Raw genomic sequence first — 16,751 nt, 5'->3', positions numbered from 1 at the left:
AGTCCGTCGATACCTTCCGACTCATAATTCTTTAGATATTTATAGCCAGTCTTTCTCGATATATTAAAGTCTCGGCAAAGATCGGCAAAACACCACTGACCACTTTTAACAGCTGCTATGAACTTGATTCTTTCTTCTATCACTTTGGTTTCCTTCCAAGGCATCGGATTGTCCTCCGATACACAATGTAGGTGTTACCCATGTGAGTTGTCTCTTTTGTTACCTATCTGACCTCCTCATACCCTAAAGAAAAAAAAATGATAAAGAAAATTAGAAATAGCTGATTCATCACGCATTCATTTCCTGATTCTGAAAGGAAATGTCAATTCTAAAGTCTTTCAGTAAAAAAAGAGTTTCCAAGCAGCTACTAAAAAACATAATTTCTTGAATGAGAGCACTATCTCACATCCTTTTGTTTCTTTTTTTAGCACAATCAGTTGTGGCTAAGGGCAATGTATACGTACAAAGCACAAAGGCAAAACTTTTATCCCAACCCAAACTCAGTGCCGACGGTTTTCCTTTAGAAATAGGGGAAGTACTATCTCCCGTCAGTGAACAGGGACTTTTTGTTCAGGTAAGAACCGAGGGAAAAATGGGTTGGGTTTCAAAATTATTTGTATCTCCTCTTCCACCTGGAAACCAAATTAAGTTAGGTGTTACATCCAATTCATCAGAAGCGGTAGTGGCAAGACAAAGAGCCTCCGACTTCACAAAAACTGCCGCCGCCAGGGGACTTTCGGAAACGCAAAAAATGCGAGTTCGTGGAGAAGGTGAGTTGTATGACTTTGAATCTCTTCGTTGGCTTGAGTCTGTTTCTTCGGACACACAAACTATAAATCAAACTGCGACTGTGGGAGAAGAGGAAAATTCGAATATTCTGAATTTCTTATTTAACAAACCAGAATTAGAAGTTTTGAAAGAAACTAAAGCAGAAGTAAAACTGGGCCGATCTCTCGCAGCAAGATTGTTAAAAAAATACAATTTAGTTAAGGATTCCGAATTTACGGAATATTTGAATGGAGTTGCTTCGCGAATGGCAGCAGTTTCTTCTCGAAAAGATTTAAGTTTTCGTGTTGGTATTATTGAATCACCAGAAATCAATGCATTTGCTTGTCCTGGAGGATATATATTTTTAACCACAGCAAGCCTAAAAAAAATTCAATCGGAATCAGAACTTGCCGGAATCATTGGACATGAAATGGGACACATTGTACTCTTTCACAATGGAGAATTCAAACAATCCAATGAATTTTTAGATGTCCTATCTAGTCTTTTAGCTCCACCTGGTGCAGAAGTTGTGAATGCTGCCACTTCTACCGTCTTGGATGAAATGGAAAAACAATTATTTGAAACAGGCCGAGATATGAAATTAGAATTGGAAGCCGATGAAGCAGCCGTCACTTTAACAAGCCAAGTTGGGTATTCTCCCGTAGGCCTTTCCAATTATTTAAATACATTGTCTAAGTCTGCAAATATAGATTCTTTCAAAAAAACGCATCCAGATACTACCATACGCATCGCCAAATTGGTATTTTTCGAGTCGTCTATTTCGTCTGACAATTCGTCCAACCCAAAAGATCGTTGGAATGAATTCAAATCCAAATTAAAACCATGAAACAACGAAAATTCCTTTTCCCTTTTTTCCTAATGGTTCTTGCACCCGGAATACTTTTAGGTTTATTATCTTTATTCGGTTTATCTCAAACACTGAATCGAAAGTTGTCCGATTCTTTTTTTCATTTATTTCCTTCGCATCATACCTTTTCCAAAGACATTGTGATCATTGATATTGATGAACAGAGTATAGCAAAATATGCGGACCATCCTGAGCTCGGTCAGTGGCCTTGGAAACGAACCATTTATCCCACACTCATCAGTTATACGAAACTCATCACAACTCCGAAAATTACCATTATCGATATCCTGTTCACAGAAAGATCAGACTATGATGAAGCTTTGGTTGCAGCCAATACAAACTTAGGCGAAATATCACATGCGGCTAATTTTCGAGATGGCGGGATTGTGATAGAAAGAAAGGATGAGGAAAACCTAAGCCAAAAGTTCAATGTTCCCTTGCCTGCGGAGATACCTTTCCCTCGGTATGAAAATGTTTCCTTTCCTATTGGCGATGTAGGGAAAACAGCTCCCATGATCCATGTAGTCAATGTCATTCCTGATAATGACGGAATCCTTCGTAGGTTTGCACCATTCATCCGTTGGAAAGATAAACATTTCCCTACGCTCGCCGTACAAGCATTAGTGTTAGGTGAAAAATACCAAACGGAATGGAAAGAGGGGAGATTTTGGATTCAAAATGAAAAAGTAAAAAGGGAAGTTCCCTTAGGGAAAGATGGTCTTGTTCGTGCTTACTTTTATACAGAAAAGGAACTAAGAAACATCCCTCGTTATTCGGCTGCAGGTATCATTGAATCTTTAAACCAGTTGAATTCGAGTGAAATAGAGTATCCAGAAAAACTTTTAGTACCACCTTCCATTTTTGAAAATAAAATTGTTTTAATTGGTACTTCTGCTGCTGCCACTCATGACGATGTGGTTACTCCACACGGACTTTTTCCTGGTGTAATTGGGCAAGCTGTGTTTGCTTCGAATTTGATCGAAGGACATCTGTTACGTGAACTCCCCGAAATTTATGGAATCGGATTTACTCTAGTGATTCTTATCATAGGGGTCCTTGTTCTTTTTATCAATCAGTGGCATCTTTTGAAAAACGTCTATCCAATTCTCGCCATATCTATATTTGTTGGTCTTTTTTATTCTCTCTATCGAATGGACCTAGTATTAGCAAGTTCTTCATTTGTGATTGGTTTCCCAATTTCCTATTTGTTGGGATTTGCTTACCTCACCTATACAGAAGGAAAAGAAAAAAGAAAGTTCAATAATATCTTACGCAATCTTGTCGATCCAGGTGTTGTGAGTGAAGCTCTTGAGGATATGGAATCCTTAAAAAGAGGGGGAGAGTGGGAAATCACTGCCTTTTTTTCTGATGTAGCAGGTTTTTCTTCTATCAGTGAAGAACTTAGTGCTAGTGATCTTGCACGGTTACTGAACGAATACCTTTCGGCAATGACAAAAATTCTTAAATCCAATTCAGGAACTTTGGATAAGTACATTGGTGATGCCATAGTCGGAATTTTTGGTGCTCCCATTCAAAATCATGAGCACCCAAGGCTTGCTTGTAAAACAGCTTTAGAGATGTTAGCTGAGTTGGAAGTTCTTAGATCCCATTGGAAAGAAAAAATGGATTATACGGAAACTGCCAGAAATATGGCTTTCCGTATAGGACTTAATTGCGGGCCAGCTAAGGTTGGTTTTATGGGCACAGATAGTTTGGCGTCCTACACAATGATGGGAGACACAGTCAACTTAGCCGCACGGTTAGAGGCGGCCGCAAAGGATTACGGTGTTTCTATCCTTGTTTCAGAAAGTATTGAATCGGTTTGTAAGGGCGAATTTCACTTTCGGTTTTTAGATTGGATACGTGTTAAAGGCAAAGAAGCTCCTGTCAAAATTTATAGTTTAGTTTGTTTAGCCTCTGATTTGTCTGAGCGAGTTTTAGAAGCGGAACGAGTGTATGAAGAAGGTTTTCAATTTTATTTAAATAGAAATTGGGAAAAGGCCATAAATTGTTTTGAAAAGGTATCGGAGATTTTTGGACACGAAGATGTAACAAGTAAACTTCTCATCAACCGATGTAAGGCTCTATTTAAAAATCCGCCTACATTGGGTTGGGATGGTGTTTTTACCAGAACATCAAAATAGTCATATAAAAATATAAAAAGAAAAGAACTAGATTTGAAAAGGAAAATAGCAATATGGAAGAAAAGGAAACAAACTCGATTTGTTGGAAGTTAACTTTAGGTTTAGAATTGTTAACATCAATTCTTGCGGTACCGATCGCCGTTTTGTTTATTATATCTGGTGGCGAGTATAACTTCGAAAAGGCGGTTTATGTAATTCTTGGGGCTAGCATTTCGCTTACAATTTCCTATATCGTTCCAACAGTTCGTTTTTTTCGTTTGCGGAATCTAATTTTAGAAACTAAATCCGAAAAATATACTGCAAAAACATTGGAGGAAAAACAGGAAATCAAAATTAAACTACTAAAATTTCCAAGAAACAATCTCGGTTATTTTTTAGTGCAGTGGTCAATTGGAATTCCGTTTGCAGCCATAATCACATTTTTTTTCTTCACACCTACTATGATTGAAATCATTCCTTATGCTGTGCTTCCTGTAATCATTTATCCAGTGTTAGGTGTCTCCCATTTTTTCCTTACGGAACTAAGGTTGGCACCTGTTTTATCTTTGCCAGAATTAAAAAATCTACCTTTAGCTCTAGAAAAAATTCCCAAAATTGGAATATTTCCCAGAGTTTTTTTTACTATGTTTGCTGTTTTTAGTATGAGTATGACAACACTTGGATATTTACTGGGAACACAGGTGACAGGAATCATCCACTTGCAGAATGCGGGGATTACCATTGGATTACTTGCGCTCTTTATTTGTATTGCTATCTATGTTTTAACCTCTCTTTTTGTTCATGCTTTACAATCTAACACGAACCAGATGGTGAAACGTTACCAGGGACTCGCCGCCGGTGATCTTCGTGATACTGTGCCTATGATTTCAACAGATGAGTTGGGGCATGGTACCTTATCTTTGAATTCCTTTATCGAGAGCATTCGCAAAATTACATCTGGAGTCATTAAGGAATCTGATCGTGTTAGTAAAGATTCCAAAGTTATAGCTTCCCAAACACAAGGCCTATCACAAGCAATGATGGAACAAGCGTCCTCAACAGAGCAGATGTCTGCTGGAATTGAAGAAATGTCAGCAAGCATTCGTTCAACGGCAGCTGGTGCCAAAACACAAAATGAAATTACAAGAGCCGCACTCCAGTCTCTTGTGGAAATGGAATCAGTGTTAGTAGATGTGCATTTGTCTATGGAAAGAACGGAATCCGAAACTAAAAAAATGGAAAACGAAATTTTTTCTGGCCAAACCACTTTACAGTCTACATTACTCGCAATGGAAGAGATTGAAACTAGTGTAGAACATACAGCCGATGTAATCCAAGTGATAGGGGACATTTCCGATAAAATTGGACTTCTTTCTTTGAATGCTTCCATAGAAGCAGCAAGAGCAGGGGAAGCCGGTAGAGGTTTTGCTGTAGTCGCAAGCGAAATCTCTAAGTTGGGAGAACAAACGCTTCAAAATACGAAAAGAATTTTAGAAGCAGTCGATAAAGCTTACGAAGCCTCCAAGTCAGGTAGAGTTGCCGTTTCCAATACAGAAAAAACTTTTTCACAGATTGGCAGTGCAGTTGAAACTACCATCCAATTGATTAAAACTTCTTCTGAGATGACAAAAAAACAAATGTTAATTGCAAAGGATGTTAAAGATGGTTTTGGAAACCTAACTCGTTCTGCATTGGAGATTGAACAGAACACCGACGAACAAGCAAATACATCTTTTGAACTATCGCAAAGTATCGCAACTATTTCTGAAGGAACGGAATATCTAAATCAGTTTGTCGGTGAAATTGATAAACTTTGTTCTGCTCTTTCGGATCAAGCAAACAATCTCAAACGTGATGTAAGTTTTTTCCAAATTTGATTTTTTATTTTTTATGGCGCCTCGCCAAGAGGCGACCGCGCTTTACGCTCCTATCTTTCCCTTTGGGAAAGGATATCCGCTGCAATCGCTGGCGTTATTACTTTTTAGGTTGGTAACTCCACTTCTCCTTTTAAATACAGAACAGCAGAGCCTCCAATCGATACACGTTCTCCTTGGTATTCGATAAAAAAGTTGGCACCTCTTTTTGATTTCTGGTGACTTCGATATTTTTTTTTGCCAATCCGTTTGTAAATAAACGGTGCTAAGCTGCAATGAGCCGAGCCGGTAGCAGGGTCTTCTGGAATTCCAAGACCTGGTCCAAAAAATCGAAATTCATAATCTAATTTTCCATCTATCGAATCATTGATCCAAAGAGCAATATAGCCCCTGTTTGTTGGTAATTCACTTAGTTTTTGAAAGTTCGGAGAGAGTGTATCCAAATCGGAGGAGGAAGAATAAAGAAAGATAGTGTCCTTTCCCTCCCAAATCTCCTCAGGTTCTTTTCCTAAAATGGGAATTAGTTCGCTTGGTTTGATTGATTCGTTTTTTCGAAATTCTGGATAAGAGGGGAAGTTTAAATAAATTAAATTTTCTTTAATAGATATAGGTAAGATTCCTGATTGGGAATGGAACTGAAAACTTTCTCTTGTTTCTCCATAATAATTTTTTAAAATAAAGGCAGAGGCGAGAGTGGCATGCCCGCAAAGATCCACTTCCACAGAAGGTGTAAACCAACGAATTCTATATTGGGTACCTTCTTTGACAACAAAGGCAGTCTCTGAAAGATTATTCTCCATTGCGATGTTTTGCATCCATTCTTTCTTTGGCCATTGCGATAAAACAAGGACTGCCGCAGGGTTTCCCGAAAACAATGAATTTGTAAAAGCATCCACAATGTATATGGTTTCTGACATAAAGACATTTTAGCAGAAAGTGATCCATTCGTATGTATACAGTTGAAAAAATTTAGAGTATACAGTTGTAAACTCAGTTTGTTGTTTTATAAAACTAAAAAATTGAATTTATTGTTTTTGTAAGAAAATGGAAAAGATATGATTATTTAGAAAGGCTTATGGCAGTTCTTTTCACAATATCACAAACGAGGTGATCTAAGTCTTTTGCTGATTTTCGTAAATAGGAATAGATTTCACTTGTTGTATCTTCCGACATTCCCGATTCCAAAAGATCAATTAGTCCTAAAATATTGGCAAGTGGGCTTCGTATTTCATGAGATTGAATTCTTGCTATTTCTTTTAGTTCAATAATTTGTTTTTGTATTTTATTATCTGCTAAAACTTTTTCTGTGATATCTACAATGATTGCCGAAACATAGTTGGTTTGATTGACAACAAAACTATTTAAACTGACTTCTACTTGGATTTCTGTTCCATCTTTTTTTACGGCAGAAGTCACTTGATTTTTTCCGATCCGCATGGGTCTTGGAGCTTGGAAGTAACCTTCGAGTAAACGGTCATGTCCCTTTCTGTGGTGAATCGGGACTAATTGTTCTACTGACTGGTTGATGAGTTCTTCTCTTGCGAATCCGAATGTATTTTCTGTTTCTATATTACAATGGACAATTTTTCCCTTTTGGTCCACGATTAGAATAGGATTTGGTGCAGATTCAATTAAGTTTCTGAATTTTTGTTCGCTCTCCGAAAGTGCAATCTCCATTTTTTTTCTAACATCTATATTTTTGGCTCGGAGGCAAATTCCGAACAGAGTCTTTTCTTTGTTATAAGTAGGATTCATTTTGTATTCGAACCAAATGGAAATATCATTGAGACTTGCCAGTCTTTCTATCGTGACACTCTCTCCCGAAAGAGCTTTTTGGAATAAATCGAAAAAAACCTCTTTATCAGCTGCGATTACAAAGTTACGATAGTCATCACTAATTTTTAGAATCTTTCCAGAATACGCTCGGATGGTATTTTCTAAATTTTGATTGAAGGCAAGAACTGTATAATCAAGCCCCATCAGTACAATGGCATCGGTGGAGTTGTCCAAAACCATTTGTGCATAGTTGACTGATGGATCGGGAATCATTGCGTATACGCTTTCTTTTGCCTTGGGAACGTAAATCAGAAAATGAAATCTATTTTTGTATTGCGATTGGTTTTTGCGGGTGAGTTTTATGGTTAGCTGATTCGTCTTCTGTTGTTATTTATGTTTGCCGCACTCCTGTCGTTAGTTCGATGTATGTCGCCCAGGTTCGTTCTAAACACAATTTGTTCAATAATCCATTGATGTTATTTTCTAATTAATAAAATTAGATTGATTATGACTTGTATTAGCAGAATAGCAAAAATTGCTCCCCCAATTCCATAAATGATATTGGCTTTTTTTTCTAATTCTTCCAAACGAAAGTGATTCATTAAAAAGTAAATATCTGCATTAGAAGTAAGGTAAATAAATTCTTTTTCTTTTTCATCCGGTTGTCTGTTAGTTTTGGGTTTTATGGGTAGTTTGACAATCTCTTCATCATGAAGTACCTTTCCCGAGAGTTCCGTATATCGGTCTTTGATTAATGGGTTTGTCCTCCAACGAACATACGCATCGTTATAAAAATGAAAAGCAGACTTAAATTGTTTTCTAGAATATAAATCTTCTCCTTTGGCTATCCATAACTCAGTTTCTAATAACTCTAATTTAGTTTGGTCTATTTTTGAATTTTGAAATTTGCTAAGAAGGTCTTCCGCTTCAGAAAATTTTTTTTCTCTTAAATGATATCTATAAAGAAAAGTATCTTCTTCGGAGACGGAATCGGCGAAGATAACTGAAGTGGTAAAAAGTAGGAAAATCAAACTTATCTTTTTCATATCTACCTACTTAAAATAACTGCTTTGTGCCCAAATCTACTTCTTGGCATATTGGCTGATTCTGGAACCCAAGGATTGCCACCAGGATTTGTCAAATCCAACGAGTAAACTTGATCAATGGGTAAGTTAAATTCCGAAGCACCACCAAAAAGATAAAGTTTCCGTTTTTCATAAGAAACTTCCATGGCTGGGTAATAGAGTGCGATTGGAGTATTCGATCCTGTGACAAATGCATTCGATGCATTTCCGAGGTATGAGTATTCAAATCGGTTGGAATTAGTCACAGCTGTGACTGGCTGAGAAATATTGGTTCCCGTGGAACCGCCAACAACAAATAAAGCAGGTGTGTCTGTTGGGTAAGGATCCGTGGATATCGGTCGATAACAGGCATAACCTGATCCGTGTCTTGCCAGAGAAATGGATGCTTCGATTTTTCCAGAAGTTGAATTGAGTGAGGGGGCATAAGCGTCCGTTGTTGCATAGGCTAGTCCGTCAGCATAAAACCTTCCACCAGTAAACACTAAACTTCCGTTGTAAGTACATCCAGCCATATCGATTCGTGGAAAGATATTTGTACTTGATAGAAGGTTTACCCAAGTTCCACTATTTCCGATGTTTGGATAAAATTTGTAAATAGTATTGAATATAGTGCCGGTGGTCATATCCGTTGTTGTCGTTCCACCTAATACAACGATTTCTTCATCGAATGCTCCAGCAACTCCGCCTTGTAAAGTAGAAGGCATATCCGCAAGATTCTTATTCCAAGTATTGGTTAGTGGGTCATAAACCTCCACAATCCTGCTCATTGTATAAACAGCACCATTTTTGACAATTCCGCCTATAACGTAGATCTTATTTTTAAAAGAGACAATTTGTGCATTGAGTCTGGGAGTGGGAACTTGAGTAACCGCAGGGTGCCAACGATTTTCTACGGGATCGAAATAATCAATTTCACTGACTGCATTTTTGTCTGATCCAATCCCACCTACGATCCAAATACTTCTTCGAAATATGACCGCATTATCAGATAGGGTCTTAAAAGTGGATGGAATGCCAAGTCCCAACTCTTTGATTCCACATGATGGTGTATAACTGTAATCTGAATCTGTAATTAAATTAGAAAGAGATACTGCGTGGATTTCACTGTCAAGAAAGGAGGTATCTACATTATTGTAATTAGGTCCAGTCGTTACTAAAAAACCAGGAACTTTACCGGAGCATTTCCAACTAACAACTGCTGAATTAGTAGAAATGTTCGTAACTAGTTGCCATTCAATTTTTGCATTATTGGCCTTTCCCCCATCAGTGAGGGGATTCGAACAATTCCATACGGTAAAAAAAATGATGAAGAAAAATATAATTTTATATTTCATTAGAAGTTGATTCCTCCAGATAACTCGAGCCCCGAACCACAATGGGTTTTTTCTATCTCAAAAAAGCATAAGTTTTTCCAGCCAATGCGATAGAACGAAGGTCCATATTTTAGGCCTTGCCAACCTAATTCAATATAGGCGGAAGGGGTTGTACCTGTTCTTGAATTATTCTGATCGAAACGATAGGAAATGGAAGACGTTCCCATTCCAACAATTCCATAAAAATCTAATAAAGGATTGGATTGGAAGATTTTAGATTGGTGGAGGTAAATGTATCCCGATTGACTTGTAATTTCTCTTAGAGGGCCTGTCGATTGTAGATATTCAAATTTAAATCCCAATTGGTAGGTGTTTTTAAACCTTAAAAATGCTGGTTCAGTAAAGACAGATAAGCCATAAAGTGGTGGAGTTTGGTTGCCTAAGGGTGGAAAAAGAGGTAAGTAAGTGAAACTTCCTCCAACTCTTGTTTGGTTGTCTAGTTTATCATTGGCTAAATAAACAATGGGAAATTCCGGACGTTCGTCGGCTTCTGACACAGTGTTTTTGATTTCGCTTCTATTTATGGTTAAAAATCCGAGTTCGGATTTAATAATCACCTCATCTTTGTTTTTGTCAGCAATGGTACCCTTAATGACACTACCATTTTTTAACGATAAAATTGCGATTTTGTAAGAATTATTGGTCTGACCGTTGTTAAATAAATTATAATATTCAAGATCTTTTTTAGGTACTTTATATTCAGAACCCTTAAAGCGGACAACAAGCAAACGTTCGTCTTCGTATACGAATTCGGTATGGAAAACTTCGCCATTGGGGAATCTGAGTTCTGCTGGGTGAATCGGGATGATGGATATCCCTAAAAAAAATATAATTAATATTGTTAACAGTGGTAATGTTGTGTTTTTCATACACTTGTTAGATGGCAAGACTATATTCTTTAAATAGTTGAGTGATCGTTATGCGACAATTTATAATTAGATTAGTTCTTATTGTTTTATTTTCTTTTTTGTTTTTGTCGTTTTTAGGGGGACAAAAGTTACCTCAACAGATGCCTGGAATTGGAGTCGATCCGGGTGGGAATGTCTCCTTTTCGATTCCATTAGAAGTGCCTGAAGGAACAAGAGGTTTAACTCCCTCTTTGGCACTCTCCTATAATTCCGGAATGGGTAGTGGGTTACTCGGAAAAGGATGGTCGTTAGACGGTGGTGAATACATAAAAAGAGATTCGATGTACGGAATTAATCTTTCCAATTCAGACCATTATGTTTCTTCAGACTATGGTCAGTTAGTGGATAGTGACGGTTCTTCTCAGTTATTTTATTCCAAAAATGAAAGTTTTGTTTCTTTTTATCCCCAAGGAAATTTTGGATTTGGACCTAGCCAATTCATTGCTTTCGATAAATCTGGGAATCGATTCACCTATGGCGGTGAAAATGCACAAGTGTTAGCCGGAAATGGGGCAGTGCTTCTTTGGGGGCTTTCCGAACAAAGAGAACCACATGGTGAGACCATTCGTTATGAATGGGAAGTTAGGAAAGGGGAACTATACCTTTCGAAAATCATTTATGCTGGTGGGGTGAGATATCTTACCTTTGATTATGAAGAAAGAGAAGATTTTATTAATGATTACTCTGAAAAACAATTAATAGTTCGGGATTGGAGACTGAGGCGAATTAAGTTTTATTCAGATAATTCACATGTCCATACTTATGAATTTTCTTATTCAATAGATTCAAAAACAAAAGATTCTCTTTTAACTAAAATAGATTTCGAAAAAGACAATTTATTTTCCTTATCAACACATCTACCTTTGGAATTTGTATATTCAGAAAGTCATAATGGAGTGGAATCCAAGTTAAGTAGCGGAGCAAATCCACTTTCTAATGGTTATGGTTCTGACCAAGATATTGGAGATAGGATGCTTGAGCTTTTAAAAAGAGCCATCTTTGAATATCTTTCCATGAAATTCTCCGAACCTCCTAAATCACAAACAAAACTCACAAAAGCTTATAATAAAGTAATGCCGAGAGCGATACCAAGAGCAGGCGGGGGAACAGGAAATGGTTTTGATTATAGTGCAGTGAATGTTGTGATGCCTACCTATAATCCGGAAACGGAATTTGTGGGAAGGTATCCACTAGGAAATAAAAATAGAGATGCCTGTAACTGGGGACCGATTGCCTGTATTTGTACATTGTTTCCTGCCTGTCCACCATTTGTTAGGTTGAAATGCGGTGAATATACTTTTTTTGGTGCTGATGCTTGTAATAATGGCGTATTATCTGCCAATAGAGCTGTACTTCCGACAGATATCGATGGAGATGGAATCACTGAATATTCGAGATTACTCGGAAAAGTGGATGGGGACCAAATTTATATTCGTTCCAATGATTATACTAATAGTAGAGACTTCAGTTCGCCCAATTTTCCAATAAAGTACAACACTTATATGGACATAGCTGACGTTGATGGAGATGGTCGGACGGATTTTGTTTTTGAAAGGTCCGGTATACTTCACGTTGCTTTTTCGAATGGAAGTGGATTGGAAAGTCCGACTGCCTTTTCCAATGTCACTTTAACTCCCTATATTCAAAATTTTACTCGAACTGCTAATTTAGCCCCTAGGGATTATTTTGTGGATATGAATAGAGATGGAAGGGCCGATTTTGTCCATTTTTGGAATGATCGGATGTCCATTTCTCTATCGCAAGGAAGGAGTTTTGCCACAGAAAAGGTGATTTGGTTTGAAGGCCACAGAAGTCCTCTTCAAGAAACAATGGATTCAAATCCGTTTATTGCACATCGTATGAATCAGTTTACGGATATTGATGGAGATGGAATTCCAGAACATATATTTGTTGTAAACGTAAACCCACCTCCAGAGCAGTACCAACTAGCCGCACTGAAAGCTCGCCATTTTCAGGAAGTTGGAGCTGCGGATATAGAACGACTATCTTATACCAACGAAATTTTTTCTATTTTTGATGGGGCTGAGGCTGACGGAGGTCGTAAAAACTTTCTTTCTGAGAGGGTATTTTCTGATGAGAGGTCTTTGTATTGGAGTTTGGTAGATAACCCAGGCACGGCTACAGCTTCTCAAAAAGATACGATTTCAAAAGCCATTGATAGGCAATTTTTTGAAGATCGTCTTAAAGAAATTGTGGATCGACATGCAAATGAGTTGGATATCGAGATTAGTCGGATTCGTAACGCTAATCTAAATGGATCTGCTTATCAGCTAGTCATTACCAAAATCAATGTAAACAATAAAACTCTTTCTCAGACGATCCAAGATGTTCCGAAAAATGTTGTTGGTTATATGGGAAAAAACTGGTTAGTCGATATCAATGGTGATGGACTTGCCGATTACGTTTCTTTCACAAATCGTAATAGTCATTTTAATCCTTATGATTTTGGAGCTGAAGATGCATATACTTTACATAATGAAATTAAAGTAGCATTTAACACAGGTGGAAAATTTGACTTTAACAGTTATACTAATAATTACGTAAATACAGTCGTTAGGCCAGACCGGTTTGCCGAAGACAATGATCCCAATGAAAAAAAAGTTTCTAGTTTTGAGTTCGCTGATCTTAACGAAGATGGAATTGTCGATTTTATTGTAAAAGAATTTAATTCATCCAATTACCATGTTTATCACGGAAAAGGAAATGGTTCGTTTGATAGTAGGTTTGACTTTAGTGTTGAATCTCCTGAAATTAATGGAAGTCGATTTGAGGATAGAAATGCGGATGGGATTGCTGACTTTTTCTACCAATACGGAAAAAAAAGTATCACTAGGGAAATTTTATCCAATAGCCCCTTAACCAAAGGAGGACTCCTCACTAAAGTAATTAATCATGTGAGTGGAGTAGAATCGGAAATTGCCTATATCTGGAAAAAAAATATGCCGGGAGCCGTAGTTAAGGGAGGTAGTTACAGTACATCACTTCCGAACCTATCTCCACAAATGTTGGTTTCCCATATTCGTAATTCTTCTGGCCCTGGACTTGCGGAAGAGAAAAAAACATACTCTTATTACAATACCCGGTTTAAACCAGGTGACATAGAAACCAATGAAAATTATGGATTTGAGTCTGTAACAGAAAGGACTTATGTCGGTGGAATACTGAAATTAAGAGAAGTTACCAACTATTTGCACAATCCAAATTTCCCAGGTTTTGTGGGAAGCAAACAAGTTTATACAGGAAATGATACGATTGTTTCTGAAGAGTCGTTTGGTTATACCAAATTTCAACCCCATACTAATACAAAATTAATCCAACAATCGTTGCAGAACAGTTCTTCCTATGAAAACGGACAACTAAAGGATCAAATTTCTAAAACCTTTACTTATGATTCGACTCATGGTTATGAAATCAGTTCCATTGAAGAAGATTTTAATGGAAGGATGACTCGAGAAGAATTTATTTATTCTGAAAATTCCAGTATGAAGGTACTGGCTTTACCTACCGAATCCAAAAAAACAGTAAACGGAACTTTGGTGGCACATAAAAAATGGACTTATACAGGAGTGGATGCTGTTTCTGAGAGTCAATTGGTTAGCGCAGGTTCTTGGTATTCCATTTTTCGCTCTTATGATTCCTTGGGCAATGTTGTGAGTACAACCGATTCTTTAGGTAGAACCTTGTCCTACGAATACGGTGATATTACTCGCAGTAAACCTACACTGACTCGTAATGCACTGGGGCAAACAAGTCGAACGACTTACGATCCAAAGTTAGATGTAGAATTGAGTTTGGAAGATCCCAATGGAAATCTAACTTCCTATGAGTATGATGAATATGGAAGAAGGACCTTTACTTACTTAGACGGGACCAAACTCGGATCTGTCGAATACGGATTTGACGGTTCCCTATTTACAACAAAACAAACCACCCATACAAACGAAGGGGATGTTTGGACAAAGGAATATAAGAACTTAGCGGGAAATGTTGTTAAAAAGGAATCTCTGGTTGTGGAAGGAATTATATCCACCACAGAATCGGTATATGATTCCTTGGGACGAGAAATCCAAAAGTCCAATTCTTATTTTATCGGTGAATCTCCCGCCTGGGCATATACATATTATTACAACCAGTCAGAGGATGCAGAGGAACGCACAAAAGAAATCACTTCTGCCACGGGAGAGGTAAGTCAATTTGTATACGGCCTTCGTTCTACATCCGTGACAACTACCAACCAATCAGAAGTGATACGATCGGAAACCCAAAACCTAGACAGTTGGGGTAGACTTATCACCAAAACAAGCCAAGGCGAAAGTTTGCAATACCAGTATGACAATGCAGACCGTATGGTACGGATTGTCGACCCAGGCAGTGGCAATACAGAAATTGTTTATGATATTGGTGGCAGAAAAACTAGATATAGCGACTCGAATTCTGGAACCATCACATATACCTATAATGTGGCCGGAGATTTACTGACCCAAACCGATGCCAGAGGGATTGTCATTCGTAAAGAAGTGGATGGCCTGGGACGAATCACAAAAGTATATCCAGGAAATGAAACCCCCGTTCTTTATGAGTATGATTCTGGAAATTCCATCGCTAATACCAATGTCATTGGAAAACTAACCAAGGTTACTGATGAATCTGGGGTTACAGAACTTGCTTATGATAGAAAAGGCAATGTGATTGGGGAAAAACGAACCATTGATGACTTGCAGGTCCTTTTCCAAAGAACCTACGACCCGTTTGGTCGAGTAAAAACCATAACCTACCCGGAAGGGACGCTTGTGCGGAACCACTACACAGGAACGGGACAACTGGCATTTCTGACAATGGACTCACATGATGGGAATAGCTTGAACCATACAGTTGTTAGTTACGAAGGACCTAAACTAGAAAGTAATAAATACTATATAGAACGTAAAACGGGAAATGGTGTATTGACAAAAATTGGATACGACCCATTACGTATGCGACCTCAAACACTCGTTACTTATTTGAAACAAAGTTATGTCGAACAAAGTATTAAGTATGGTTATGATAAACGTGGGAATATATCCTCCATTACGGATTTAATGAACGAATCTCGGAACCAAAGTTTTGAATACGATCCTTTGAACCGGGTAACGAAGGCAGTGGGAAAGTATGGCGAGGAGAACTACAGCTACCATCGGAATGGCAATCTCTTAAATAAGGGAGCTTTTACTTATTCCTATGAGAATAGTAACCATATCCATGCTGTGACGAGAGTGAATAGTCCAAACACAGGGATCGTTGGCTATACTTACGATGCAATGGGGAATATGACCACCCGTAATGGTGACACACTTGTTTATAATGCACAAAACAAACTAAAACGAATTGAGTCGATGGGGGGAGACTTGTTTGAGTATACCTATGACCATTCAGGAATGAGGATTAAAAAATCACTTCAGAATTCCAATACCACTACCTATAGTTTTGGCAATTATTACGAAATCCACCGTAGCCCTGGACAACAGGAAAAACATACCTTGTATGTAATCGGGGCCGAAGGAGATATGGTGGCGCAGTATAGCCGAGGGGATGCGATCCTTTTGAACCAGCTGGCATCGAACGACTGGCTTGTGAATCCATTTTGCAAAGATGTAAATATCGATTGTGATACCTACTGGAAAAACAGGGTGGGGTTTGCCTTGGTGAGTTTCCTCGAAGATACCAATGTCTATGTGGATGGGAAAATCCGCGAAGGTCATAGAGCCCTTCCTTGGTTGGCACTACTTGGATTTTTATTCTGGGTGGTGTATCAGACAAAGGATCAAACAGAAGATGCCAATGTAGAGAACCAAACCTTCGACTTGTTTGGAATCTCTCTCCTACCAAGTCTCAAAAACAGAATCCAAAAGCAGATTCCAAGATATGGGACAGCACTTCTTGTTGTTGTGTTTTCTTTTACCACGACAGCCGGGTGTT

The 16,751-nt window shown here is 38.0% G+C and carries 10 protein-coding genes; 4 read left to right on the top strand and 6 right to left on the bottom strand.

What is annotated here, in order from left to right; translation table 11 throughout:
• Positions 1-164, bottom strand: a 164-nt coding sequence (locus LEP1GSC199_RS20575; RefSeq protein WP_002990456.1) for a helix-turn-helix domain-containing protein, incomplete at its 3' end; no start/stop codon positions are given.
• A gap of 224 nt (positions 165-388) precedes the next feature.
• Between LEP1GSC199_RS20575 and LEP1GSC199_RS18860 the strand changes: the two genes are divergently transcribed.
• Genes LEP1GSC199_RS18860 through LEP1GSC199_RS18850 form a run of 3 tightly spaced genes read left to right on the top strand, consistent with a single transcriptional unit; the run spans position 389 to position 5,636 of the window.
• Positions 389-1,615, top strand: coding sequence for a M48 family metalloprotease (locus LEP1GSC199_RS18860; RefSeq protein WP_002990465.1), 1,227 nt, complete (start codon positions 389-391; stop codon positions 1,613-1,615).
• Positions 1,612-3,780 (top strand): adenylate/guanylate cyclase domain-containing protein, encoded by a 2,169-nt coding sequence (locus tag LEP1GSC199_RS18855; RefSeq protein WP_002990450.1) that lies wholly within the window; start codon positions 1,612-1,614, stop codon positions 3,778-3,780. The genes LEP1GSC199_RS18860 and LEP1GSC199_RS18855 overlap by 4 nt, the downstream gene beginning before the upstream one ends.
• Before the next feature lie 53 nt (positions 3,781-3,833).
• Entirely contained in the window at positions 3,834-5,636 is a 1,803-nt protein-coding gene (locus tag LEP1GSC199_RS18850; RefSeq protein ID WP_002990462.1) for a methyl-accepting chemotaxis protein, read from the top strand.
• A 104-nt stretch (positions 5,637-5,740) separates the two neighbouring features.
• Here LEP1GSC199_RS18850 and LEP1GSC199_RS18845 read toward each other — a convergent pair whose 3' ends face one another.
• From LEP1GSC199_RS18845 to LEP1GSC199_RS18825, 5 genes are all read right to left on the bottom strand, one after another.
• Entirely contained in the window at positions 5,741-6,550 is an 810-nt protein-coding gene (locus LEP1GSC199_RS18845; RefSeq protein ID WP_002990453.1) for a PhzF family phenazine biosynthesis protein, read from the bottom strand.
• Positions 6,551-6,692: 142 nt separating this feature from the next.
• The gene (locus LEP1GSC199_RS18840; RefSeq protein WP_002990459.1) at positions 6,693-7,682 is read right to left on the bottom strand and encodes a PAS domain S-box protein; all 990 of its coding nucleotides are present in this window, start codon (positions 7,680-7,682) and stop codon (positions 6,693-6,695) included.
• A gap of 203 nt (positions 7,683-7,885) precedes the next feature.
• Positions 7,886-8,455, bottom strand: a complete 570-nt coding sequence (locus LEP1GSC199_RS18835; RefSeq protein WP_002990458.1) for a hypothetical protein — start codon at positions 8,453-8,455, stop codon at positions 7,886-7,888.
• A 2-nt stretch (positions 8,456-8,457) separates the two neighbouring features.
• Positions 8,458-9,828 (bottom strand): Kelch repeat-containing protein, encoded by a 1,371-nt coding sequence (locus LEP1GSC199_RS18830; protein ID WP_002990447.1) that lies wholly within the window; start codon positions 9,826-9,828, stop codon positions 8,458-8,460.
• A complete protein-coding gene (locus LEP1GSC199_RS18825; RefSeq protein ID WP_002990471.1) occupies positions 9,828-10,736 on the bottom strand; it encodes an LA_3334 family protein in 909 nt (302 codons plus the stop codon). The genes LEP1GSC199_RS18830 and LEP1GSC199_RS18825 overlap by 1 nt, the downstream gene beginning before the upstream one ends.
• A 50-nt stretch (positions 10,737-10,786) precedes the next feature.
• On the opposite strand from LEP1GSC199_RS18825, the gene LEP1GSC199_RS18820 reads away from it, so the two are divergent.
• Positions 10,787-16,751: SpvB/TcaC N-terminal domain-containing protein (locus tag LEP1GSC199_RS18820; RefSeq protein ID WP_002990468.1), on the top strand; the 5,965-nt coding region annotated here is incomplete at its 3' end.

Origin of the sequence: Leptospira vanthielii serovar Holland str. Waz Holland = ATCC 700522 (assembly GCF_000332455.1) — a bacterium.
In the GTDB taxonomy this organism is placed as follows: domain Bacteria; phylum Spirochaetota; class Leptospiria; order Leptospirales; family Leptospiraceae; genus Leptospira_A; species Leptospira_A vanthielii.
This window is presented reverse-complemented; position numbering and strand designations above follow the sequence as displayed.

Bases quoted from the DNA above. Each gene is read 5' to 3' on its own strand.
- LEP1GSC199_RS18860 (WP_002990465.1), top strand. From the start codon at position 389: ATGAGAGCACTATCTCACATCCTTTTGTTTCTTTTTTTAGCACAATCA.
- LEP1GSC199_RS18855 (WP_002990450.1), top strand. From the start codon at position 1,612: ATGAAACAACGAAAATTCCTTTTCCCTTTTTTCCTAATGGTTCTTGCA.
- LEP1GSC199_RS18850 (WP_002990462.1), top strand. From the start codon at position 3,834: ATGGAAGAAAAGGAAACAAACTCGATTTGTTGGAAGTTAACTTTAGGT.
- LEP1GSC199_RS18845 (WP_002990453.1), bottom strand. From the start codon at position 6,550: ATGTCAGAAACCATATACATTGTGGATGCTTTTACAAATTCATTGTTT.
- LEP1GSC199_RS18840 (WP_002990459.1), bottom strand. From the start codon at position 7,682: ATGATTCCCGATCCATCAGTCAACTATGCACAAATGGTTTTGGACAAC.
- LEP1GSC199_RS18835 (WP_002990458.1), bottom strand. From the start codon at position 8,455: ATGAAAAAGATAAGTTTGATTTTCCTACTTTTTACCACTTCAGTTATC.
- LEP1GSC199_RS18830 (WP_002990447.1), bottom strand. From the start codon at position 9,828: ATGAAATATAAAATTATATTTTTCTTCATCATTTTTTTTACCGTATGG.
- LEP1GSC199_RS18825 (WP_002990471.1), bottom strand. From the start codon at position 10,736: ATGAAAAACACAACATTACCACTGTTAACAATATTAATTATATTTTTT.